Here is a 23,308-nt window from a genome sequence, read left to right as displayed (position 1 = left end):
TTTATCCAGTAGCAGATTCCGTTACAGGACGATGTTTTTGCTCATCAGAAATAATTTGAACTTCTTTACCATCTGAAAGTCGGTCAATTCCCTCAAGTACCACTTTTTCAGTACCGTCTAAACCTGCTAAAACTTCGATCTGACCATTGCTACTTAAACCTAATTTTAGGCTTCTAACCTCGGCTTTATGGTCTTTGTTGATGATATAAACATACGTGCCTTTTGCACCATGCTGAACGGCATCACTCGGAATACTGACAGCATTCTGAATGGTCTGTGCATTTAAACGAACATTGACAAATTGATTTGGAAATAAGCGATCATCACGATTATCAAATGTCGCCTTTAGCTTTAAAGTCCCTGTACTAACATCTATTTGATTGTCCAAAGCTTGCACATGACCCACTGCGAGCTGCTGCTGTTCAGCTTTGTCCCATGCACTGACTTTGACCTGTTGACCTGATTTTATGGTTTCACGTAATCCTGCGAGATGATTCTCAGCGATGGCAAACTGCACATAGATCGGGTGAACTTGCGTGATGGTCACCAAAGCGGTGCTTTCATTGGCTTGAATCAAGTTTCCTACATCTTTTTGCTTAAAACCAACACGTCCCTCAATCGGTGAATAAATTTTGCTATACGACAATTGTAGTTTTGCTGCATCAACCTGTGCACGATTGGATTGGATTTGCCCTTTAAGCTGATTTACCAAAGCTTGCTGTTGTTCAACTTGTTGCTTTGCAATAGAATCTTGCTTAAATAATAATTGATAACGACTAAGCTCATTTTCTGCATTTTGCAGTTGTGCAAGATTTTGCTGTCTTGTACCCTCAGCCTGTGCCAAAGCCACTGTAAATGGTGTAGGATCAATTTGAGCAAGCAATTGCCCTTTTTTCACCCATTGTCCTTCTTTAAAATGAACCTGTTGCAATACCCCTGAAACTTGACTTTGCACATTCACAGTATGGACAGGAACAACGGTACCAATGGCTTTAATTTCAACATCTAAGTTATTGCGCTGTACAGGGACGATACGTACAGGAACAGGCTTACTCCATTGGCTATATTCTTCTTTGGGTTTATTTGAGACTTTTTTCCAATACATCCCCCCAATAATCAACACAATCAATAAAAAAAAGCCAATCCCATATTTCAATTTTCGACCGAAAGAATGATGCTTCTTTGTTACATCTACCATTGAATCACTCATAAAAACTCACTCATTTACAGTCGAAAAAATTGCAATCCAATCACAATCAAAAAAGCCATACTTGATAAATTTAAATTCAATCGTGCTTGATAAGATTGAATAAAGACGATGATGCCAGCGATGAGCGTAATCACACCAAACCATGCAGCAATGCCTATAGAGATTCCCCATGCCCAGATACAGTGCAATAATGAAAGTGCTAGAAAACTCCATCCCAAAATTTTGATGATCTGATTTTTTTTTAAAGACAATGGCGCTTTTAAAACCAATTTTGCATTGCGTTCCAGAGAAAGATTCAAAGCGAATAATCCGAGGTAACTTAGAAATATCGTGGTTAAAATATTGATCGACACAATGCTCATGACAACTCCTCTGAACGCGGAATTTCAGTCACATCATCTGTCTGAGCAACACGTGGTTTTTTGGCTTTTTTAACAACAGGTTTTAAAATAGAATCCCGCTTGCTCCACACGCGATAACTTGCCCACGCAAAGATGACCCCAAGGAAAATAAATCCCAAATCTATACTGGCTAAAGCGAAATCTTGATGACGCAGTGATACAACCAAATGACGATCTGTCGTAATAAAATTAAGGATAGGCAACAATAAATAAGCCAAAGCAGCAAAAGCCAATATCTCAATCCAAGCTCGTACAATGGGTCGACTCAAGGCATAAATAAAACTCAACAATAACATGATATATAAGCAATGCACTTCCCAATTGGCACGGCTGGCAAAGTCGCTAGGAATCAAACGGTTTGCCCAAAAATAAACCGCGATGGCAAGAGGTAAACCTGCAATCATGGCAATATTTAAGCGTTCAACAAGTGCATGTCCAAAGCTCATTCGGTTTGACTTTAATTGTTTTGGTCGGCGTTTGACTGTCCACAGCACTAAACCTGTTGCAATCATGGCAGTGCCTAAAAGTCCTGTCAGCACATATAAAATACGTACAAATGGTGATGCAAATAAGCCCTCATGTAATCCCAGTACTGTTGTACCAAAGACCATTGGTGCTTTATCCTCATTGGACTTTTCCTGAACAATCTTTTGACCTGTATATAAATCAAAACTTAAAGATGTTCGTTTTCTTGCAATCGTGTCACTACCCGTTTGGTAGAATTCAATTTTTGCAGGTGTTTTACCTTGATCAGGATAAAAATTTACCTGACTGATTTTACCAGCCCCGCCCCATTCATTTTGAGCGTTTGTGAGTAAAGGTTGAATAGGGACAAATTTTTGTTGTATTTCACCCATTGTTCGCGGAACAGCAGAATGCTCCTTATTAAAACGTGAATTTGTTGGATAAAGCTCAGCATAATAACGCTCTGTATTTTTCTCTCCCGCACCGTACACCATAGGGACGCCCAAAGGCATATAAGCATTGGCAAAGAAAATTAAACCGCTATAGGTGATCATGATATAAAAAGGTAAAGCAATCACACTAATGACATTGTGCGCATCCAACCAAGAGCGTTGACCTTTGGCGGGTCTAAAGGTAAAGAAATCTTTAAATATTTTTTTATGAGTAATAATGCCCGATATAATGGCAACAAACATAAACATCGTACAAATGCCTACGATCCGAATACCCCAATCATAAGGAATATAGTGCAAAGCATAATGCATACGGTAAAGTGTAAAACCACCACCCGTTTCACGTGGTTTAATTTGCTCTGAAACAGGTTGACCCGATGAAACATCAAGCACTTCTTTCTGATACTTACCCCGTTGTCCTTCCTCTTTTGGTGGCAAAGTCCAATTCACTGCAAATGCATCTGCACCACGTTGATTAGTTTGTAGGTTAATCCCCCAACGTTCAGCTGTTTGTGCTTCAGGATGATGCATTAAATACGCATAGGCTTTATCAACCTGTTCTTTTTCAGAAACCAATACATTGGACTGTAGAGGCTGCTCTGGTTGCATCCATCGTGTCAGTTCAATTTGAACATAACCTGCTGTGCCCGTTAAGAATACAAAAAATAAAACCCAACCAACAACTAAGCCAGTCCATGTATGAAGCCAAGCCATACTTTGACGAAAGCCCTCTTTCATATGCTCCCCCAAGTTTTTAAGGCACTCACGATACAACCAAGACTCAATAACAGACCAATGGATAAGCAGACTGCTTTCAAAGTACTTTTCATACTAAATACAGCCAAGATCAACACCAACCAAACAATAAAACTGAGCAAAAAACCTGTATATGTGGCAATTGCCTGTTGACTTGGAAAGAATAATCCCACCATAGCAACTGTTAAATTTGCCACACCAAAACCACCAAATACGGCAAGTAAAATGCGTATAAACACAGTAAATCGATAATGCTGTTGAGCATTGAGTTTGAAAGAATGGGATTTCATGACTAGACCACTAACATTGCAAACGTAATACAGTGATTACGCATCGTTACCTACTAAGACGGATGAGATAGATAAACAGATCAAAATAAATGTTACTTTGTGTAAGTAATAATATTGCATTTAATAATGATTATCATTAAGATTCAACAAATATTTTTATTAAATTCTATTTCTTTACTTGAAATTGGATTTGATTGATTCTGTTTTAAGGCTATTCGATGAATTTAAATGTACATAAGCAGTTATGGTTTAGCCATGTTTATCAAGCACATCAAACGACTTTACTCTCTTGGTTTAAGCATAAACTTCAACATCATCATCAATCTGAAGATTTAAGTCAGGAAGTTTTTTATCGTGCTCTAAAAAGCCATTATCAACATGAAAATATTCAAGAACCCAAAGCATGGTTACTCGGCATTGCCAAACATGTCATTATTGATCATTGGCGTCATCAACAAGTTGAACGTTTATATTTAGAGGCATTAGCCCAATTGCCTGCTGAGTACTATCCATCTGCTGAACATGAAATCTGTATTAGAGAAACTTTATTTCAAGTCCATAAAGTCTTAGAAAAATTACCCGTACGAGCAACTCAAGTGTTTTTATTATCACAACTTGATGGTTTGACTTACAAAACCATTGCAGAACAGTTGCAAATTTCTGAAGCAACAGTAAAACGCGATATGAAGCTTGCTTTTCTTGCTTGTATAAGCTTACAACAACAATAATTTAAATTCACTTATGGCAAATCCAGAAAAACTATCCGAACACGTTTTAGATGAAGCGACTGACTGGCTCGTAATTCTACATTCTGGAGAAGTCAATGATGAACAATATCAGCAATTTGAACAATGGAAAAATCAAAAACCTGAAAATGCACTTGCCATTGAGCAAGTGCAAAAATTCATCTCAGGACTCAATGAACTACCCGCAAATTTAAAACCTCAATCTTTTGCTCATTCAAAGAATGAATTTCATCAAACTTTAAAAAATAATACGTTATTGAGCATAATCGGTCTTTCTATGCTCTCATTTTTTTTGTATCAATTACCTTGGTCAAAATGGCAAGCGGACTATCACACTGATATTGGTGAAATTAAGAATATTCCTTTAGAAGATGGTTCCCAACTTATACTCGCCAGCAATAGCTACATCAATGTTGAATACACAAAGCAATCACGGAAAATTAAACTTATTACAGGTGAAATTTATATAAAGACTGCAAAAGACGCTTACAAACGTCCGTTCTTCGTGAGCACTTCAAATGGCGAATTGGAAGCATTAGGTACTCAATTTACTGTACGGCAAGAAAAGGAGAAAACTAAATTAAATGTTTATGAACATGCTGTAGCCATTCACTCCTCTGAGCTTGCAAAAGAAAAAATAATCAAACAAGGATTTCGTGCTGTTTTTAATGCGCAACATATATCTAATGCAATCCCTTTAAAAAATGACCAACCCTATTGGACTCAACATTTACTTGTCGTTGAAAACTGGTCTCTCAAAAAGGTTTTATACGAATTATATCGCTACCAGAAAGGTACTTACTATATAGATCAAAATATTGAAAATATTAAAATTTCAGGTGTATTTTCCTTAGTAAACATTGATCAAAGCCTTGAGACGATCGCTCATGCCAACGGTCTTAATTTAGAATTTTATAGTCCATATATACTCCATGTTGAAAAGTATTAGTTTGAACTTTGTTGATTGCTCAATAGCAATAAAAAATATCTTTTAAATTTCAAAACATATAAAAAATCGTAAAACAATGAGCTCTTTTTTTTATTCATTCGACTAATAGATAAACATTCTTTCAGATGCAAATTTATGTCGAAATTTCAAGTAAAAAACACATTAGCTATTGCTATTCGGGCAGTTCTACTAAGTACTCCAGCACTTACATTAGGAGTACTATCAACCAGTGGATATGCAGCAACTACACAAATGGTCAAAGTAAACAAAAGCACACTTGACCAAGCTTTAAAACAGCTTGCGATTCAAACAGGAATAACGATTAGCTATGATGCACAAGCGTTTTCAAAAATAAATAGTAATGGATTACAGGGACAATATTCACCTGAACAAGCTTTAGAAAAGTTATTACAACCTGTCAATTTAGAAGCTGTTAGACTTGAAAATGGTGGTTTTAGTATTAAACCACGTCACAAAATAGCCAATGAAACTCAACATTCCCAACTCAGCACAACTCAAGTAAATACAACAACTCAAGATCTAAACGTTTCCGCTAGTGAAGTTACACAATTACCCGCAATAATAGTCACGGCAAATCAAGAAAAACCATTAACGACAGAAGGAACTAAGTCATATACGGCCAAGTCAACAACAGCCTCAACAGGTTTAACACTGTCACTAAAAGAAACACCACAATTAGTGAGTGTTGTTACTCGACAACAAATGGAAGATCAAAATCTTACTCAGCTTATGGATGTCGCCAATCAAGCCGCAGGATTAACCATTAAACAAGGGGGGAATATCGGCTCAGACAACTCTCCAATTTATGCACGAGGTCAAACTGTAGATAGTTATTTATTAGATGGTATAAAACTACTCAATTCATATTCCAGTATTTTTCAAAGCCAAGATACAGCACTTTTTGATCGAGTTGAAATTGTTCGTGGAGCGAATGGGTTGATGACTGGTGCAGGTACAGCCAGTGCAAGTATCAATATGGTACGCAAGAAACCATTAGAAGATTTTAAAGCATCTGTGAGTGCAAATACCAGCTCATGGGATACTTACCGTACTGATCTCGACGTCTCTAGTCCACTCAATAAAGAAGGTACAATCCGCGGACGTACAGTATTTGCATATCAAACAGGTGATTCATATATAGACTGTTATAGCGAGGAACGAAAAGTCGCTTATGGGGTTGTTGAAGCAGATTTGAATGATAGAACCAAAGCCAGCCTTGGCGTGAGTTATCAACAGATTGATATAGATGGCATTGCTCGTAGTGGTTTACCTACCTATTATACAGATGGGACAGCGATTAATTGGTCACGATCTGATTCAGCTGCCGCAAATTGGGCAACATCTGATCGCTCAACGACAGGCTATTTTGCCGATATTGAGTATCAGCTTAATGATAATTGGAAAATAAAAGGGGTTGCATCTCGTACCATTACCTCTTCTGATGAAATTGTCGGCTATGTATTTTCTGGTTCTGGAATAAATAAAGATACTGGTGCTGGCAGTGTGCTTTATGCAACGCGCTGGGACTATAAACCTACCCAAGATTTATTCAATTTAACCGTGAATGGCTCATTTGATTTGTTGAATCAAACGCATGAAGTTGTTGTTGGAACTACTTATGCCAAAAGTAAAAATAAACGTCCTAGCTCAACGGGTTGGAATGTTAGCACTATAGATAATATTTTTACTTGGGATGGCTACAGCCCAGCTAAACCAGATTTAAAAACTAATGGTTGGTATAGTACGGATGAAAAAAGCCTTTCTGCATTTAGTGCTGCTCGTTTAAAACTAAGTGACCCACTTGCCATGATTATCGGTGCTCGATTTGATGATTGGGAACGAATTTCAAAAACTAATCCAGAAACTGGTGGCACAGCGACAAACAAAAAGCAAAAAGAAAATGAAATCATTCCTTATGTAGGGCTAACATACGATTTCACCCCAAATTGGACAGCTTATGCTAGCTATACCACTATTTTCTCACCACAAGATCGATATGATGTGAATGGAAATTTTATCGATCCATTGATTGGTAACAGTACTGAAATTGGAGTCAAAGGTGAATTTTTTGATAATCAGTTAAATATCGGTGCTGCAATCTACCAAACAAAAGAAGACAATAAAGCTATTTTAATTACTGGTGCACCGCAAATTACACTACCAAATGGACAAAAAGTATCACCATATCGTGCTGAATCAGGTACAAAAAGCCGTGGGATTGAGCTAGAGGCTACTGGTAAACTTTCTGATTTATGGCAAATTTCAGCGAGTTTTACACGCAATATTTCCCAAGATAGTAAAGGTAACAACTTAAATAGTGATGTCCCAAATAATACAGCTAAATTATTTACTTCATATACATTACCACAGTTAGATGAGGCACTAACCGTAGGTGCTGGAATCCGTTGGCAAAGTGATATTTACACATATATCACACGTACTGATTCATTTAAATCTGAACAAGGGAGCTATGGCATAGTTGATTTAATGGCGCGTTATAAATTCAATGAAAATCTCACAGCAAATTTAAATGTTAATAACTTATTGAATGAGAAATATCATTTATCAACTTTAAATAGTTACTATGGTGCACCAACCAACTTTCAAGTAGGTATCAAATATAGTTGGTAAGATCATACGATTTTAATAATCTGCCCCTAAATGCTTGTTCATCTTCTTTTGATGAACAAGCTTACGAAAGCGAAAGTAAGCAAAAATCATTTACAAACCTTTCTTATTCAAATATTTATAAATAATAAGAGTGTAATATGAGTAAAAGAAATACATTCATTTTTTAGTCAATATTTAAAATATTCCCAATATTATCCATTTGGTTCATTTTTGTATTTGTGAAGAACAAGGTAATTAACAATCAAAGCTCCAAATGCCAAAATCAATGACAATATAACCAAACGCATTGCCATGATTTCCCCGTCAGGTTGTTGTAAAAATGAATAAATCGCAATGGGAATAGTCCGAGTTTCATCAGGAATATTACCAATGAATGTTATTGTTGCGCCAAATTCACCAAGACTACGACTAAAACCTAAAATACAGCCCATCAAAATGCCTGGATATGCCAAAGGTAAGTATATTTTAAAGAATATTTGCCTGAAACTTGCACCTAGAGTTTGTGCAACTTCTTCCAAGTGCCGATCTGAAAGTTGAAATGCCAAGCGAATTGGTTGCACAAGTAAAGGAAAACCGACAATCATTGACGTCAGTACTGCCCCTTTCCAATTAAATGCTAACTCAAAGCCTATCGCAGATAAATATTGTCCGATAAACCCTTGATTACCAAATAGAATCAATAAGAGATAACCCAAGACCACAGGTGGTAAAACTATCGGGAGTTGTAAAAAAGCTTCGACAATGACTTTAAATTTAAAATCATAACGCGCCAGAACCCATGCCAATCCAATAGCAAAAGGCAAACTAAATGCGGTTGCAAACAGCGCAACTTTCGCAGACAGATATAGTGCGCTGAGTTCTTCGGGGCTAAGGCTAAATAGGTTCATCGATCAATTCGGCTGATTTATGGATTTACAACAAAACCATATTTCACAAAAATTGCCTTTGCCAGAGGATTGCGATGCACAAATTGATTAAATTGCTGTGCATCAGCATTTTTTTCACCTTGTTTGGTCAAAGCCATTGGATAAATAATCGGATGATGACTATTTTGTGGAAATGTCCCAATAATTTTAACTTTTTGACTGATTAAAGCATCGGTTTTATAGACGATTCCTACTTCACACTCACCTCTTTCTACAAATGCCAAAGCTGAACGTACATCGTCAGTTCCAACAATACGACCCTTTAAATTGTCCAACCAATTGAGTTTAATCAGACTTTGTTTGGCATATTTTCCAACAGGCACGGATTCCATTTGTCCTGTACATAAACGTCCTTTAAAGACTTGAGCAAAATTAAAATTTGGTTGTGCTTTAAATGAAATATTTAAAGTTTCTGGACTGATCACCACCAATTGATTGCTTAATAATGGTCTAATTTGTTGTGCATAAATCATTTGCTTTTGAACGAGATAATTCATCCAATCCACATCCGCAGAGAAAAATATATCACTTTTTGCACCTGCTTCAATTTGTTTAGCGAGCGCTGAAGATGCACCGAAAACAGGGATAATATCGGTTTGAGGATGTTGTTTTTCATAGATTTGGACAATATCTGTCAGTGCATTGGTTAAACTTGCAGCGGCATAGACTTTAACGGTTTCAGCATGACCAAAGCTCACAAAAGAGATCAATCCACTCGCTAAGAGCATTTTGTTAATCATTGAATTTCCTCTTTTATTGTTCATCATCAATAAATTTGAATTAAATAAAAATACCTTGCACGATTTGCCCTGCTTGCATCTGTTCATGTGCTGGAATGCGTACGAGACTATTGGCGTGCATCAAATTACTCAACATGTGGGATTGTTGTTTGCCTAGACTTTTTACTGTTAAATTTTCCTGTTCAAAATGGGCTGACATTCTCAGAAAACGCTCTCGTGTATCCGCTTTTAAATCATGACTGAGCCTTGCCTGAAACCATTGCGGGAGCTGTTTTTGACCTTGTAACGCATTTAATAATGTTGCCGTATAAATCTGCATACCAACATAGACCGCAGCAGGATTGCCCGGTAAACCCAACAAATAACAATGTGTTTGATCAACTTTGGATAGTTCTGCGAAAAACATAGGCTTGCCAGGTTTCTGTTTGATTTTCCAAAAGATCTGTTCAAAGCCTAAATCTAAAGCCACAGGGCGAATAAAATCATAATCACCAACAGAAATTCCGCCTGTGGTCAGAATCAGTTGATAACTTTTAATTAAATCATGTAGTAAGGTCTTTACTGCTTCCACTGTATCTGCCACATGGAAAATATCGACCTGTTGGTTACGCTGTGCAAACCATGCTCGAATCAACGGCGCATTGGCATCAAAAATTTGACCTGTTGCAAAGTCCTCTATCGTTTCAGACACTTCGTCACCTGTGATCACCACAGCGATTTTAGGATACTGATAAACCTTAACTTGTTGAATGCCTGCCATACTCAAGGCAGCCATTGCCCCAACAGAAAGTTGTTGTCCCTGCTCTGCTAAGCATTGCCCAATGGCAATTTCTTCGCCTACATCTCGCAGATCAGCATGTTGTTTTAATTGTTCTGTAATTTTAATTTGATTTGAATCAAGTAAATCTACGATTTCCTGCCGTGCAATCGTAGTTGTTCCTACAGGAATTTTTGCACCTGTAAAAATCCGCATGGCTTGACCTTGCTGCAGAAATAGTTCGGTTGTTTGCCCTGCCCGAATTTCTCCAATCAGATCAAATACGGTTTCTGCTTCTATCTCATCCTTTGCACAAATTGCATAGCCATCCACCGCACTTTGTGAAAATAAGGGTAAATTGATCTGTGAGTAGACATTTTCAGCCAAATAACGATTTAAGGTCTGTAGTAGTGGAATGCTTTCCACTGACAAAGCTTTGGTTTTTTCTACAATTAAATTCAAAGCTTGATCAACAGAAATTAAGCTGTGTTCTGCACCACATCCTGACATTATAAATACCCCCCTTGATGTGGAATATTCTTTTGTACATCAAATAGATGAACTAAAGCAGGTAAAACGGCAGTTAAAGATTCCAATGCCCCTTGACGACTGCCCGGCAAAGTCATCACCAAACTATTTTCAATATAACCTGCCACGCCACGACTCAACGCAGCATAAGGGGTACGGCGTTGCCCAAAACTGCGAGAAGCTTCCATCAAACCGGGAATTTCACGTTTTAATAAAGGTTGAATGGTTTCTACAGTCAGATCTTTCGGTCCAAGTCCTGTACCACCCACAGTTAAAATCAAGGGATAGTGATTTTTTTGTTGTTCGATTAACGCTAAAAGTTGCTCAGGTGAATCAGCAATGACCTGATAGGCAATATTGCTAAAATTGGCTTCCTGTAAAATCTCCAAAACATTTTGCCCTGCGGTATCCGGCTTTTTGCCTGCGGCAACAGTATCGGACAGTACAATCACCGAAGCCGATAGACTTTCTTTGAGGATGCGAGTGAAATGTGACTTCCCACCTTTTTTCTTTTGTAATTGGATACCATCGAGTAATAAATCCTCTGGTTCACAGTGCGGTTTTAACATATCGTAAAGGGTTAATCCTGCCAGACTCACCGCAGTTAAAGCTTCCATTTCCACACCCGTTGGACCAATAGTTTCTACGGTAGCAATAATTTCGACATGCTTTTCAAACAGTTCATAGTCAACATCAGCTCGATAAATCGGTAAGGGATGACATAATGGAATCAGTTCATCGGTTTTTTTCGCCCCCAAAATCCCTGCAATACGTGCTGTTTTGAGCGCATCGCCTTTTTCAGTATTACCATTGCGTAACAGTTCGATGCAATGTGACGGTGCATGTAAAATCCCTGTTGCCACTGCGGTACGGTAACTGTCTGCTTTCATGCCCACATTTTTCATTGCACATTCCTCTATTTCTAATTTTAAAAATCATGCTGTAAATAGTAAAAATATCTTTGGATTTACATCCATTCCTGCTCAGTAAAATCTATACATTCAGTGTCATCTGTATGTTGATGACTATATTCAAAATCATGCTCACAATGATGATGGGAATGTGATTTCATCTGTTCTGAATCAGCATAATCTTTACGAATACAACAGCCTGCAACATATTGACTTGTGCCATCCACATAAAATTCCTCTTTCCATACAGGCACTTCATGTTTTACCCGTTCTACCGCTTCCTCACAGGCAGCAAAGGCTTCACGGCGATGTGCTGCATAGGCAATCGCAATAATGGCTTTTTCACCAATTTCTAATGCCCCTACCCGATGAATTACCCGCACATAAGACACGCCGTATTTAAGCTGAATGTCTTGTTCAATTTGACGAATCATTTTTTCTGATACAGGTGCATAGGAGGTATATTTCAGTGCCTGAACTGCTTTGCCTTCATGATGATTGCGTACTGTTCCAATAAATATGCCAATGCCACCACATTCAGGGAAAGCCTGAATTGCATCGAAACTCTCTTGGCTTAAAGGTACGTCCTGAATTCGTTTAAAATCTTTGATGGGTGTTTTAACTTGAATATTCATCAACTTAACCTCCTGCAACAGGGGACAATAAAACTAAAGTTGTATCTGTATCCAATAGACTTTGACGTGGAATAATGTCCTCGCCTACCGCACAAGCACAGCGTTCCAACAGCGCAGAAGATTCAGGATATGTCCGTACCACATCAGCGAGTACATCATGAATCATCACTTGAGATGAAAATTGCAGGTTTAAATCCTGTGGTAGTTGTCGTTCGATTGCACCAAAACACTGCACTTTAACTGTAATCACTTTGGAAATATTGCATTGATCTGACATTTTAACCTCCAATCATATACATGCTAATTTTGCGAGATTCGATATTTTTCACAGATATTTTAAATGCTGATTCTTCCTGCTGAATCGCATCAAAACCTTGTTTTTTATGCCAAATATATTCCTGTAAAGTGTGATGTAGCCTAAATTCTGCATCACTCTGCTGTGTATTTAATCCTTGAATTTGTGCTTTTAGATCCATGCCTTTCGGTGCAAATAAGCAGTTATAAAACTCTCCTTTTGCAGTTAAACGTAAACGATCACATGTCCCACAAAAAGAATTGGAAATCGTGGAAATAATCCCTATCGGATGACCATTAATTAAGTATTGCCGAGCAGGTTCTGAAGATTTTCCCTGTTGGGTCGTGACCTCAAAATCTTGTTTCAATCTATTTAAAATCTCTTGTTCAGTCACGACATGCGCTTTTGACCATTGTGCATCGCCATCCAAAGGCATAAATTCGATAAAACGGACAACACAGTTATTTTGGATTGACCAATGTGCCAAAGGTAGAATTTGATCTTCATTCATGCCTTTAATCAGAACGGCATTGATTTTAATCGGTAATCCAACTTCTTGAGCCTGTTGAATGCCATCAAGTACAGCTTGTAGTTGTTTTTGGGTCAGTTCCAAAAATTGCTCTGCATCTAAACTGTCTAAACTGATATTTAAATCATCGAGTCCCGCTTGTTTTAATGCCGCAGCATATTGCGCTAAATAATGCGCATTGGTCGTCATCGAAACTTTTTTGAGTCCATTTTTTTTCAGTTGTTGTAATGTTGAAATAAAATGCACTACACCTTGGCGCATTAAAGGCTCGCCCCCTGTAATGCGAATATGTTCAATACCACGGCGCACCATAAAATCACAAAATTGATAGAGTTCTTCGAAACTGAGTAAATCCTGTTTTCTCATCCACTGTGGATGTTCAGGCATGCAATAAACACACTTAAAATTACAGCGGTCTGTCACTGAAATTCTCAGTTTGCGCTTTTGGCGACCAAATTGATCCTCAAAGGGACTTGTGCCATTTTGTATATTGCGATGTGATATTGCGTTCATACACAGACTCTTTCGCACTGTTTAAGTTCAGAATTTCTTAAACTTAAAAACTGCGTCATTTTATTGACAATAAAATTGCAAAAAGTGTTCCAACATTACGCAAAACAGAGTTTTTACTGAAAATAAAATACTGATGGTTAAAATCTAAAGAGATTTCAAGAGTCGATATTGTTGTAATTCATCCAAAGAATTAATGCTGTGAAAAAACAGTGCGTGATTTTTAAAAGTTGCAATTTGAGCGTGCAAATCCGCAAAACACTGTTTTAAACTGCGCTGCTGTTGTGCAAGATGCATAGCGATGACTTGTACAGCACTACGTTTTACCAAACAAAATGGATAGAGTGCTGTTCCATTGATTTCTACATACGCCACTTCTGCCAAAGCATTACGTGCCAAAGCCTGATGCAGTTTTTCAAGCACACGTTTGGGAATAAATGTCACATCACATGGCACAAATAGCACATAATCACTTTGCACATGTGACCATGCACTTTTCATTCCCATCAAAGCACCATGAAAACCTTGCTCATCATCTTGATAACAGTGAATATTGGGAATCAATTTTTGATAAATAGAATCATCCCGATGGCTATTGACCCACACCTGAGTGACTTTACTTTTAAGCTGTTGATGAATTTTAATCAGTTGGATTTGATCATCAAATTTTTGCAGTAATTTATTTAAGCCATTCATGCGCCGTGCCTGACCACCTGCCAAAATGACCAATTCCGTTGGTGGATAATCTTTTCCCATGCTGATATTTTTTATGTTTTTTTTCATTCAGTCGCCTCCATTTGACAGGCTTTAATCAAACCACGAATTTCAGGTAAACATGAGCCACAGTTGCCACCTGCTTTTAAACAGGCTGTGACTTGTTTTTCATTGGAAATATTATTTTCTTTAATGGTCTGAATAATGCGATTTTTGCCGACTTTAAAACAGCTACAGACCAAAGTACCTTCGTTATTGCCCATCGACATGGCTTGTCCTGCAAGTAAAGCCTTACGATGCATCGCACTTAAACGTTCACGTTTAAATAAGCTCGCCACCCAATCCCGATCAGGTAAAAGTGCTTTCGGTGCAATATATAAACTTGCCACCAATTGTTCATTTTGCAATACCACCGTGTGGCTAATATGTGCGGTTTGATCTTCAAGATTCAGCCATTCAAAACTCTCATCATCAAAAGGCAATAATTCTTTTAAACACTCCGTGGTTTGACTAAAACGGTGACGATCTGCGAGTTCATAACGTACCGCTTTTGCCGTCTGAATCTTTGTCCACCACACGACATTTTCAATGCTGTTTTTAACTAAATGAGTAAAATTATCTCTGACATAAAATACGCCTTGCCACTGCGTATAAAATGGATGAATGATCACAGGTGTATGTTTAAATTCAGGTTCTCCTGAAATGGCATCTACCACAGGATTCACCACTTTACCAATCCGTGCATCGGAAGCGAATTGATCATTCCAATGAATCGGTGCAAAAACCTGTCCACGGCGAATATGATCACTTACAGTTGCACGCAATACACAGTTACCCCATGCGGATTGAATCTCCACCAACTCCCCATCTTGAACCCCGAACTTTAAGGCATCCTGAGGATGAATTTCACAAAAAGGCTCAGCTTTATGCGTACTTAAATTGGCAGATAAACCTGTACGTGTCATCGTATGCCATTGATCCCGAATCCGCCCTGTATTTAAAATCAGCGGATATTCACGATTTGTTTGATGCACAGGATCAATTGCTACAGTGGCAATAAATTTGGCTTTAGCATCGGCATGGCTAAACTGACCATTTGAAAATAATTGTGCATAATCATCATTCGATTGATCAGGTCGAACTATGGGCCATTGAACAGGTTTAAGTTGGTTGTATTCCTCAAAAGAAAGATCAGTCAATCCTTGTAAATTAAAATAACGAAAATGATTGATCTCTGAACGCTTTGAAATTTCAGCATTTTGATAGGCAGAAAGTTGGGCATGTTCGATAAAAATCTCATGACTATTTTCAAAATCAAAACCACTAAAACCTAATTTTTTCGCCACTTGTGATACTGCCCACCAATCGGCTTTGGCTTGCATCGGTGCATCTAAAAAGGCTTTTTGACGGGAAATACGGCGTTCTGAATTGGTGACTGTACCATCTTTTTCTCCCCAACCAAGTGCAGGCAACAGTACATCTGCATATTGAGTCGTATCTGTATCTTGGCAAATATCAGACACCACCACGAATTCACATTTTTCCAAAGCACGCTTGACTTGATCTGCATCAGGTAGACTCACCACAGGATTGGTCGCCATAATCCAAATGGCTTTAATTTTACCGCTTTCAACTGCTTCAAATAGGTCGACCGCTTTTAACCCCGCTTGCTTGGCAATATGAGGACTCTGCCAAAATTCTTGTACTAATTGTTGATGCACAGGATTTTCGAGTTCCAAGTGAGCCGCTAACATATTCGCCAAACCACCGACTTCACGACCTCCCATCGCATTGGGCTGTCCTGTCATAGAAAAAGGTGCTGCGCCTAATTTACCAATTTTCCCTGTTAATAAATGACAATTAATAATGCTATTGGCTTTATCTACTCCACGAGAGGACTGATTGACCCCCATAGAAAATAAGGTCATCACCTTTTCAGTTTGGGCAAATTTTTCAAAAAATAATTGTAATTTTTCAAGGGAAATCCCTGTTTTAACAGCAACATCTTCAATATTTTTTTCAGCTAAACTACTGTCTAAAGCTGCATTTAAACTTTGTGTATGATTTGCAATAAATTCATGATCTTCATAACCATTTTCTACAAGATATTGTAATAAACCATTGAATAATGAAACATCTTGACCAATTAAAATCGGTAAATGTAAATCAGCAGCTTCACAAGTCGCAGTAAAACGTGGATCAATCACCACAACGAATAAATCTCGCTCTTCTTTGGCTTTCATAATTCGTTGATATAGAACAGGATGACACCACGCCGTATTTGAACCTACAAGCACCACCATATCGGTATGTTCAAAATCTCGATAACTTGCAGGCACTAAATCCTCACCAAAGGCACGCTTATGCGCTGCCACAGCCGAGGACATACAGAGCCGTGAATTGGTATCGATATTTGCTGTGCCCAAATAACCTTTGACGAATTTATTCACCACATAATAGTCTTCTGTCAGTAATTGCCCTGAGACATAAAAGGCAATACTGTCACGCCCATATTGATCAATATAATGTTGAAATTTATTGGCAATTAAATCTGTAGCTGTATCCCAGTCTGCTGTTTGACGCGTATAGGCATTGGTATGTTCTGACTCGACTTTACGTCCAAACATTGGATGTAACACACGAGTTTCTAAACCTACTGTATCGGCTAGATTACTGCCTTTAATACACAGTTTTCCGTAATTCGATGGATGCTTTTGATCCCCAACCACTGACACTTTTTGTCCTAGAGCAGTTTCCTGCACTGTTGCGGAGACACCACATCCCACACCACAATAAGGACAAGTTGTATCTGTTGTTTTGATTATATTTTCTGTGGAGCTATGCAGTTCCATTACAGAGATACTATTCATTTTCTGCGATGCTCCTAAATTAGGTATCTTTGGTTCAGTCCACTGCGATCAATGCAAAAATAATTTTTTGTACATAAGCTTTAATCCTCCCCATTCCTCCTTTAATAAAGGAGGGAGTAATTGCATCACTACAAAAAAGTAGATACACGATACTCCTCCCTTTTCTAAAGGGAGGTTGGGAGGGATTTTGCTAATAAGTAATGAATCACCCTGCTTTCTTTAAAGCAAAATCTTTACCAAAGAGCAATTTATTACGAATCGAAGAAATTGGTGTTTGATCAGAAATCAGTTCTGCATACCATGCACCGTCTTCAGTATCACCAAACAAAACCGCACCGATGACTTTATCTTTTTGAATAATAATACGTTTATAAATCTGACGTTTTTCATCATTTAGAATAATGTCTTCAAAATCATCTTTAGGTTCAAAGTTACCCGCAGAGAATACATCACAACCACTGACTTTTAACTGCGTTGGCACAGTTGGCGCTTTAAAGGTTAAACTGCCATGCTCTGCCAAGTGTGATGCACAAATAAACGCCTGTCCCCACAGTGGCTCAACCAAACCAAAGGTTTGATTACGATGTTCAATACATTCCCCAACCGCATAAATACTTGGGTCATAGGTTTGCATGGTGTCATTGACCATGACACCACGGTTACAACGTAGTCCTGCACTTTGCGCCAAAGCCATGTTCGGACGAATACCCACCGCAAAAACCACTAAATCAGCTTCTAATACTGTGCCATCTTTTAAACAGACTTGTTTGACGTGCCCATTTTCACCGAGTAAAGCTTCAGTATTGGCTTCGGTCATAATCTGAATGCCTTTTGCTTCAATGCTATGACGCAACATTTGGCTTGCTTTAGCATCTAATTGACGCTCCATAATGCGATCCATCAAATGCAATACAGTGACATTCATACCACGTTGTTTTAGTCCGTATGCAGCTTCTAGCCCCAATAATCCACCACCAATGACGACGGCATTTTTTTTGTCTTTGCAGTAGTCGAGCATGGTATTGACATCATAAATATCACGGAAGCTGATCACCCCTTTTAAATTTGCACCTGAAATCGGTGGGACAAAAGGTTTAGAACCTGTCGCTAAAATCAGGCGATCATAATCCACCATTAAGCCTTTTTCGGTATAGACCTGTTTACGTGGACGGTCGATTTTGACCGCAGGATCACCTGCTATGAAGCGAATATTTTTATCGCTATACCATGCATGAGGATGTAACATAATGTCATCAATGGTTTTATCCCCCGATAACACAGGTGATAGCATAATACGGTTATAGTTACCCCATGGTTCTTCACCGATTACGGTCACTACATAACGCTCAGGTGCCATATCGAGCAGATCTTCTAGACAACGCATACCTGCCAAACCATTGCCCACTAAAACCAGCTTCATTTTCTCTTGAGGAGAAGCATTATTGGTAATATAGGTTTTTTGTGGTGTCGGGCTGATCATGACACGACCATTTTCAATTTTGCTGGGGAAAACCAAGAGTTTTTGATCTTTATCTTCCAAGCAACGTCCTGTCGCCAAGCTAAAATGCTGTTTGTAAATCGGTGATGCCACCACACGTTCACCTTGTAGATCGCCAATAATGCCTCGAGCCATGACAAAGGCTTTACTGAACGGGTCTTGATTACTTAGGGCATAGACACGTTTTTCATTTGCAATACGAAAAATGGCAATTTGCTGTTTGCCAATCAAAGCACCTACACCAGTATTCGCAGTGATATCATCCAAAGCGCAAATATCTATCCAATCTAATTCATTCATATCTTTTAAAATCGTCATTTTATTATCCTTTTAAACTTTTATTTAAGCTCTATATCCTTTCCCCCTCTGAGGGAAATTAGAAAGAGGGCTTAAAAACTAAATAAAAGTTTTTACTTTTATAAATTAAGCTTCAACCACAGGAATACGAGTTACATCACGTTCTGCATCAGTTTTTGGACGAATTTGTCCACGCACTTCTGCAAATTGGATGTGTGGATCTTGCTGTTGTTCTGCTTTGGCATTGACGAAGGTCACAAAGCGCTTACGCACCTCAGGGTCTTCAATTGCAGTACGCCATTCATCTTGATAAGTGCCAACGACATGGCTCATACGGCGTTCAAGTTCATCCGCCAGACCTAAAGAATCGTGAATAACGACATCTTTGAGGTAATCTAAACCACCTTCCATATTGTCACGCCATACCGACGTCCGTTGTAAACGATCCGCAGTTTGGATATAGAACATAAAGAAACGGTCGATATATTTGATTAAAGTTTGCGTATCCAAATCAGAGGCTAAAAGTTCCGCATGGCGTGGTTTCATCCCACCATTACCGCACACGTATAAGTTCCAACCTTTTTCAGTTGCAATTACACCCACATCTTTACTTTGCGCTTCGGCACATTCACGAGTACATCCTGAAACTGCCATTTTTAATTTATGCGGAGAACGTAGACCTTTATAACGATTTTCTAGAAAAATGGCTAAACCGACTGAATCGTCTACCCCATAACGGCACCACGTACTACCCACACAGGATTTCACGGTACGTAAAGATTTACCGTAGGCATGACCCGATTCAAAACCTGCATCAATCAGTTTTTTCCAAATTTCAGGCAGTTGATGCACTTGCGCACCAAACATATCGACCCGTTGTCCACCTGTGAGTTTGGTATATAAGCCATATTCTTTGGCAATCTGACCGATCGCAATTAAGCCATCAGGAGTGACTTCACCACCTGCCATACGTGGCACAACAGAATATGAACCATCTTTTTGGATATTGCCTAGATAATAGTCATTACTGTCTTGCAAACCAGCATGGCTCGATTTAAGGACAAAGTCATTCCAACAAGATGCGAGAATATTAGCTGCCGTTGGCTTACAAATATCACAGCCTAAACCATGCCCATGTTGTTGAATCAAATCATCAAAAGTCTTGATTTCATTGACCCGTACCAAGTGATATAGCTCTTGACGTGAGTATGCAAAGTGTTCACAAAGATGATTATTGACCGTCACACCTTGACGTTGTAATTCTGATTTCAACACTTGCGTCACAAGAGGTGCACAACCACCACAAGCCGTTGCTGCTTTGGTACATTTTTTCAAAGCACCCAATGAAGTTGAACCATCTGCGATTGCTGAACAAATATCTGCTTTAGACACGTTATTACATGAACAAATCGTTGCACTATCAGGTAGTAGATCAACACCACTACCACCTGATTTTGCTGAAGATTGTGCATAACCAGGCATGATTAAACTTTCAGGATTTTCAGGTAATGCCAACCCGTTTAGCATCATTTGCAACAAGTCATTATATTCTTTGGCGCAACCCACTAAGACTGCACCAAGCAGTTTGGTTTTTTCGGCATTCACCACGATTTTTTTATAGGTCATGGATTCTTCATCAGCATAAAAATAGCTGAGTGAATTTGGTGTCATCGCATGTGCATCACCCACAGATGCGACATCTACGCCCATCAGTTTTAACTTAGTACTCATGTCTGCACCTGCAAACTCAGTACAAGTTTGTTCTAAAACATGCTTCGCAGCGATACGTGCCATGTCATAACCGGGTGCAACTAAACCGTAAATTTTATTTTGCCACAGTGCACATTCACCGATTGCATAAATATCAGCATCAGAGGTTTGACAATAATCATTAATGACAATACCGCCACGCTCACCAATCGCTAAACCACTGATCCGTGCCAATTCATCACGGGGACGAATCCCTGCTGAGAATAAAACAATGTCAGTTTCAAGTTCAGAACCATCACCAAACTTCATCACATGCGTTGTATTTACACCATCTTCGATGGCTGAAGTTGCTTTTTGGGTATGAACTTTCACCCCTAAATTTTCAATTTTAGAACGTAAAACTTTACCGCCCAAATCATCAATTTGCACCGCCATTAAACGTGGTGCAAACTCGATGACATGCGTCTCTAGGTCTAAATCACGTAAGGCTTTGGCAGCTTCTAAGCCAAGTAAACCACCGCCAATCACCACACCTGATTTTGCATTTAAACTTGCAGCACGAATTGCATCTAAATCGTCAATAGTACGGTAAACAAAACAATTTTCACGATCATTGCCTTGAATAGGTGGAACAAAAGCATAAGAACCTGTGGCAAGAACAAGTTTGTCATAGCCAATTACATCACCATGATTGGTGGTCACGGTTTTATTAGCGGTATCAATCGCTGTAGCTTTGGTGCTTAGACGTAAATCAATACCATAAGCATCCGCAAAATCTGAACGGCAAAGGGTTAAATCTTTTGCTGATTTACCCGTGAAATATTCAGTTAAATGTACACGGTCATACGCCAAACGTGGTTCTTCTGCCAGAATGGTAATTTCTACGTCATCACTTGCATGTTCCAACACAGATTCAATGAATTTGTGACCTACCATGCCATGACCAATCATCACTAATTTCATCTCAATTCTCCTCAATTTTTATCGTTATTTATCTATTAAGCTGCACTATTTTGTTTCATAGTTGCGGAAGCCTGTTCCATCCGACTACGCTCCAATAGCGCTTCTTCAAACAATTTTTGTTCTTTTTCTTTATGTTCCACTGAGAAGCGAATCATCAGCACACAACTTGCAGCGATTACCACTAAACCACCGAGTACCATCAAAGTTGTTTGAATGTCTAACATCCCCTTAAGTAAGAAACCTGCTGCAACTGCACCAACATTTCCTCCTGCACCAATAATGCCTGCTACACCACCCAAAGCATCACGGTCAATAAATGGAACAAGCGCATAAGTCGCACCGCATGCCATATGCGTAAAGAGTGCGAATACTGTCATGGCAAGAATCGCAAGGATTGCTGTATTCATTTGTGAGAATACAATCAGGAATAAACCTTCCATCAAGATCATTGCGAATAACACTTTGGTACGACCATCTAAACCTTTTTGAGTCGCAACTTTGTCGGAAACAATGCCACCCAAAGCTCGAGCAAACAGTGCCAATAAACCGAAAATGCCTGCTGCCATCCCTGCTTCTTTTAAGCCAAAGTGGAAATGATCTACGTAATACATTGCGACAATGTTATGAATAAAGATTTCGATGCCAAAACAAGCTGCATACGCACCAAATAAAATCCAAACACGGTAGTTTTTTGCTGCATGTTTGAGAATGGCAATCCCACCTTTTTTATCGCTTCCCACTTGAATGCCTTGTGCACGCAGTTCTTTAAAATCACCTTGTGGACAGTCTTGGGTAAATTTCCAATACATCGCTCCAACAATCAGCATCAATACACCGGGTACAATCAGTGCAACTCTCCAACCCATCGTTTGCTCTACACCGAACATCACCAATGCACTAAGCATCAAAGGCATTAACGCTTGTGTAGCACCACCACCGGCATTGCCCCAACCTGCTGTGGTGGCATTGGCAGTCCCGACTACATTCGGTGCAAACATAATGCTTGTATGGTATTGCGTGATGACAAAGCTTGCGCCAATCGCACCGATCAATAAGCGAAAGAATAAAAAGGATTCATAGCTATTTGCAGAAGCCACACCAAAAACAGGGATACTGCCGATGATCAGTAATGCGGTATAGGTTTTACGTGGACCATATTTATCACAGAGTGGGCCAACAATCAGACGTACAAGAATCGTGATCGCAACGGCAGCAATATTAATATTGGCGATTTGATCTTTAGTAAGATGAAATTCACCTGCGATGACAGGCATCAGAGGTGCACAGGCAAACCATGCAAAGAAACAGACAAAAAATGCGAGCCAACTCATGTGGAAAGCACGCATGGCTGCATTGCTGAAATTAAAAAGACTGATTTTTGTGGCTTTTTTCGTATCTAAATTTGAAGACATCGCCATCTCCTACCTGAACTGAACGTATTGGGTTTTCCAAAAAGCAAATAAAATAAATGATGCTTTTCAGATCGATCAGAGCGGACGTCGTT

Annotated in this window: 19 protein-coding genes; 3 read left to right on the top strand and 16 right to left on the bottom strand. The window is 38.9% G+C overall.

The genetic code is table 11. The features are described from left to right. Position 1 precedes the first annotated feature (1 nt). Genes EXE10_RS06045 through EXE10_RS06030 form a run of 4 tightly spaced genes read right to left on the bottom strand, consistent with a single transcriptional unit; the run spans position 2 to position 3,574 of the window. Positions 2-1,210: an efflux RND transporter periplasmic adaptor subunit gene (locus EXE10_RS06045; protein WP_130112721.1), complete on the bottom strand. Its 1,209-nt coding sequence runs from the start codon at positions 1,208-1,210 to the stop codon at positions 2-4. A gap of 14 nt (positions 1,211-1,224) precedes the next feature. Then, positions 1,225-1,572 carry a DUF3325 domain-containing protein gene (locus EXE10_RS06040; RefSeq protein ID WP_130112720.1) on the bottom strand — a complete coding sequence of 116 codons (348 nt, stop codon included), beginning with the start codon at positions 1,570-1,572 and terminating at the stop codon, positions 1,225-1,227. Then, positions 1,569-3,266, bottom strand: coding sequence for a PepSY-associated TM helix domain-containing protein (locus EXE10_RS06035; RefSeq protein WP_130112719.1), 1,698 nt, complete (start codon positions 3,264-3,266; stop codon positions 1,569-1,571). The genes EXE10_RS06040 and EXE10_RS06035 overlap by 4 nt, the downstream gene beginning before the upstream one ends. After that, the gene (locus EXE10_RS06030) at positions 3,263-3,574 is read right to left on the bottom strand and encodes a hypothetical protein (protein WP_087552918.1); all 312 of its coding nucleotides are present in this window, start codon (positions 3,572-3,574) and stop codon (positions 3,263-3,265) included. The genes EXE10_RS06035 and EXE10_RS06030 overlap by 4 nt, the downstream gene beginning before the upstream one ends. A gap of 218 nt (positions 3,575-3,792) precedes the next feature. Between EXE10_RS06030 and EXE10_RS06025 the strand changes: the two genes are divergently transcribed. The 3 genes from EXE10_RS06025 (at position 3,793) to EXE10_RS06015 (ending at position 7,921) form a co-directional block, all read left to right on the top strand. Continuing rightward, on the top strand, positions 3,793-4,302 hold the full coding sequence (locus EXE10_RS06025; protein WP_130112718.1) for a sigma-70 family RNA polymerase sigma factor: 510 nt from the start codon (positions 3,793-3,795) through the stop codon (positions 4,300-4,302). A gap of 13 nt (positions 4,303-4,315) precedes the next feature. Beyond that, on the top strand, positions 4,316-5,269 hold the full coding sequence (locus tag EXE10_RS06020; protein WP_130112717.1) for a FecR domain-containing protein: 954 nt from the start codon (positions 4,316-4,318) through the stop codon (positions 5,267-5,269). A gap of 135 nt (positions 5,270-5,404) precedes the next feature. Then, positions 5,405-7,921, top strand: coding sequence for a TonB-dependent siderophore receptor (locus EXE10_RS06015; protein ID WP_130112716.1), 2,517 nt, complete (start codon positions 5,405-5,407; stop codon positions 7,919-7,921). Positions 7,922-8,112: 191 nt separating this feature from the next. Here EXE10_RS06015 and modB read toward each other — a convergent pair whose 3' ends face one another. The 12 genes from modB to EXE10_RS05955 form a co-directional block, all read right to left on the bottom strand. Further along, complete coding sequence (modB, locus tag EXE10_RS06010) at positions 8,113-8,808, bottom strand: molybdate ABC transporter permease subunit (RefSeq protein ID WP_130112715.1); 696 nt, start codon at positions 8,806-8,808, stop codon at positions 8,113-8,115. A gap of 17 nt (positions 8,809-8,825) precedes the next feature. Then, positions 8,826-9,587, bottom strand: a complete 762-nt coding sequence (modA, locus tag EXE10_RS06005) for a molybdate ABC transporter substrate-binding protein (RefSeq protein WP_130112714.1) — start codon at positions 9,585-9,587, stop codon at positions 8,826-8,828. Positions 9,588-9,627: 40 nt separating this feature from the next. Continuing rightward, positions 9,628-10,854: a molybdopterin molybdotransferase MoeA gene (locus EXE10_RS06000; RefSeq protein WP_130112713.1), complete on the bottom strand. Its 1,227-nt coding sequence runs from the start codon at positions 10,852-10,854 to the stop codon at positions 9,628-9,630. Then, positions 10,854-11,777, bottom strand: a complete 924-nt coding sequence (moaCB, locus tag EXE10_RS05995) for a bifunctional molybdenum cofactor biosynthesis protein MoaC/MoaB (RefSeq protein WP_130112712.1) — start codon at positions 11,775-11,777, stop codon at positions 10,854-10,856. Before moaCB ends, EXE10_RS06000 begins: the two co-directional genes overlap by 1 nt. A gap of 62 nt (positions 11,778-11,839) precedes the next feature. Beyond that, positions 11,840-12,418, bottom strand: a complete 579-nt coding sequence (locus EXE10_RS05990) for a molybdenum cofactor biosynthesis protein MoaE (RefSeq protein ID WP_130112711.1) — start codon at positions 12,416-12,418, stop codon at positions 11,840-11,842. Positions 12,419-12,422: 4 nt separating this feature from the next. Beyond that, positions 12,423-12,695 (bottom strand): MoaD/ThiS family protein, encoded by a 273-nt coding sequence (locus EXE10_RS05985; RefSeq protein WP_130112710.1) that lies wholly within the window; start codon positions 12,693-12,695, stop codon positions 12,423-12,425. 1 nt (position 12,696) lies between these two features. After that, a complete protein-coding gene (moaA, locus tag EXE10_RS05980) occupies positions 12,697-13,755 on the bottom strand; it encodes a GTP 3',8-cyclase MoaA (protein WP_130112709.1) in 1,059 nt (352 codons plus the stop codon). A 144-nt stretch (positions 13,756-13,899) separates the two neighbouring features. Further along, complete coding sequence (gene mobA / locus EXE10_RS05975; protein ID WP_130112708.1) at positions 13,900-14,535, bottom strand: molybdenum cofactor guanylyltransferase; 636 nt, start codon at positions 14,533-14,535, stop codon at positions 13,900-13,902. After that, entirely contained in the window at positions 14,532-17,336 is a 2,805-nt protein-coding gene (locus tag EXE10_RS05970) for a nitrate reductase (RefSeq protein ID WP_130112707.1), read from the bottom strand. The genes mobA and EXE10_RS05970 overlap by 4 nt, the downstream gene beginning before the upstream one ends. Positions 17,337-17,541: 205 nt before the next feature. Then, entirely contained in the window at positions 17,542-19,152 is a 1,611-nt protein-coding gene (nirD, locus tag EXE10_RS05965; RefSeq protein WP_130112706.1) for a nitrite reductase small subunit NirD, read from the bottom strand. Between the two features lie 105 nt (positions 19,153-19,257). Continuing rightward, positions 19,258-21,804: a nitrite reductase large subunit NirB gene (gene nirB / locus EXE10_RS05960; RefSeq protein ID WP_130112705.1), complete on the bottom strand. Its 2,547-nt coding sequence runs from the start codon at positions 21,802-21,804 to the stop codon at positions 19,258-19,260. A 35-nt stretch (positions 21,805-21,839) separates the two neighbouring features. Then, entirely contained in the window at positions 21,840-23,222 is a 1,383-nt protein-coding gene (locus tag EXE10_RS05955; RefSeq protein ID WP_171478492.1) for an MFS transporter, read from the bottom strand. Positions 23,223-23,308 lie beyond the last annotated feature (86 nt).

The organism is Acinetobacter sp. WCHAc060033, assembly GCF_004209125.1.
GTDB classification, from domain to species: Bacteria; Pseudomonadota; Gammaproteobacteria; order Pseudomonadales; family Moraxellaceae; genus Acinetobacter; species Acinetobacter wuhouensis.
The sequence above is the reverse complement of the archived record's forward strand: the minus strand, read 5'-3'. Positions and strand labels throughout refer to the sequence as shown.

Bases quoted from the DNA above. Each gene is read 5' to 3' on its own strand.
- nirD (WP_130112706.1), bottom strand. From the start codon at position 19,152: ATGACGATTTTAAAAGATATGAATGAATTAGATTGGATAGATATTTGC.
- EXE10_RS06020 (WP_130112717.1), top strand. From the start codon at position 4,316: ATGGCAAATCCAGAAAAACTATCCGAACACGTTTTAGATGAAGCGACT.
- modA (WP_130112714.1), bottom strand. From the start codon at position 9,587: ATGATTAACAAAATGCTCTTAGCGAGTGGATTGATCTCTTTTGTGAGC.
- EXE10_RS06035 (WP_130112719.1), bottom strand. From the start codon at position 3,266: ATGAAAGAGGGCTTTCGTCAAAGTATGGCTTGGCTTCATACATGGACT.
- EXE10_RS05955 (WP_171478492.1), bottom strand. From the start codon at position 23,222: ATGGCGATGTCTTCAAATTTAGATACGAAAAAAGCCACAAAAATCAGT.
- EXE10_RS06000 (WP_130112713.1), bottom strand. From the start codon at position 10,854: ATGTCAGGATGTGGTGCAGAACACAGCTTAATTTCTGTTGATCAAGCT.
- EXE10_RS05985 (WP_130112710.1), bottom strand. From the start codon at position 12,695: ATGTCAGATCAATGCAATATTTCCAAAGTGATTACAGTTAAAGTGCAG.
- EXE10_RS06040 (WP_130112720.1), bottom strand. From the start codon at position 1,572: ATGAGCATTGTGTCGATCAATATTTTAACCACGATATTTCTAAGTTAC.
- EXE10_RS06025 (WP_130112718.1), top strand. From the start codon at position 3,793: ATGAATTTAAATGTACATAAGCAGTTATGGTTTAGCCATGTTTATCAA.
- modB (WP_130112715.1), bottom strand. From the start codon at position 8,808: ATGAACCTATTTAGCCTTAGCCCCGAAGAACTCAGCGCACTATATCTG.
- nirB (WP_130112705.1), bottom strand. From the start codon at position 21,804: ATGAAATTAGTGATGATTGGTCATGGCATGGTAGGTCACAAATTCATT.
- EXE10_RS06015 (WP_130112716.1), top strand. From the start codon at position 5,405: ATGTCGAAATTTCAAGTAAAAAACACATTAGCTATTGCTATTCGGGCA.
- moaA (WP_130112709.1), bottom strand. From the start codon at position 13,755: ATGAACGCAATATCACATCGCAATATACAAAATGGCACAAGTCCCTTT.
- moaCB (WP_130112712.1), bottom strand. From the start codon at position 11,777: ATGAAAAATGTGGGCATGAAAGCAGACAGTTACCGTACCGCAGTGGCA.
- EXE10_RS05970 (WP_130112707.1), bottom strand. From the start codon at position 17,336: ATGAATAGTATCTCTGTAATGGAACTGCATAGCTCCACAGAAAATATA.
- mobA (WP_130112708.1), bottom strand. From the start codon at position 14,535: ATGAAAAAAAACATAAAAAATATCAGCATGGGAAAAGATTATCCACCA.
- EXE10_RS06030 (WP_087552918.1), bottom strand. From the start codon at position 3,574: ATGAAATCCCATTCTTTCAAACTCAATGCTCAACAGCATTATCGATTT.
- EXE10_RS06045 (WP_130112721.1), bottom strand. From the start codon at position 1,210: ATGAGTGATTCAATGGTAGATGTAACAAAGAAGCATCATTCTTTCGGT.
- EXE10_RS05990 (WP_130112711.1), bottom strand. From the start codon at position 12,418: ATGAATATTCAAGTTAAAACACCCATCAAAGATTTTAAACGAATTCAG.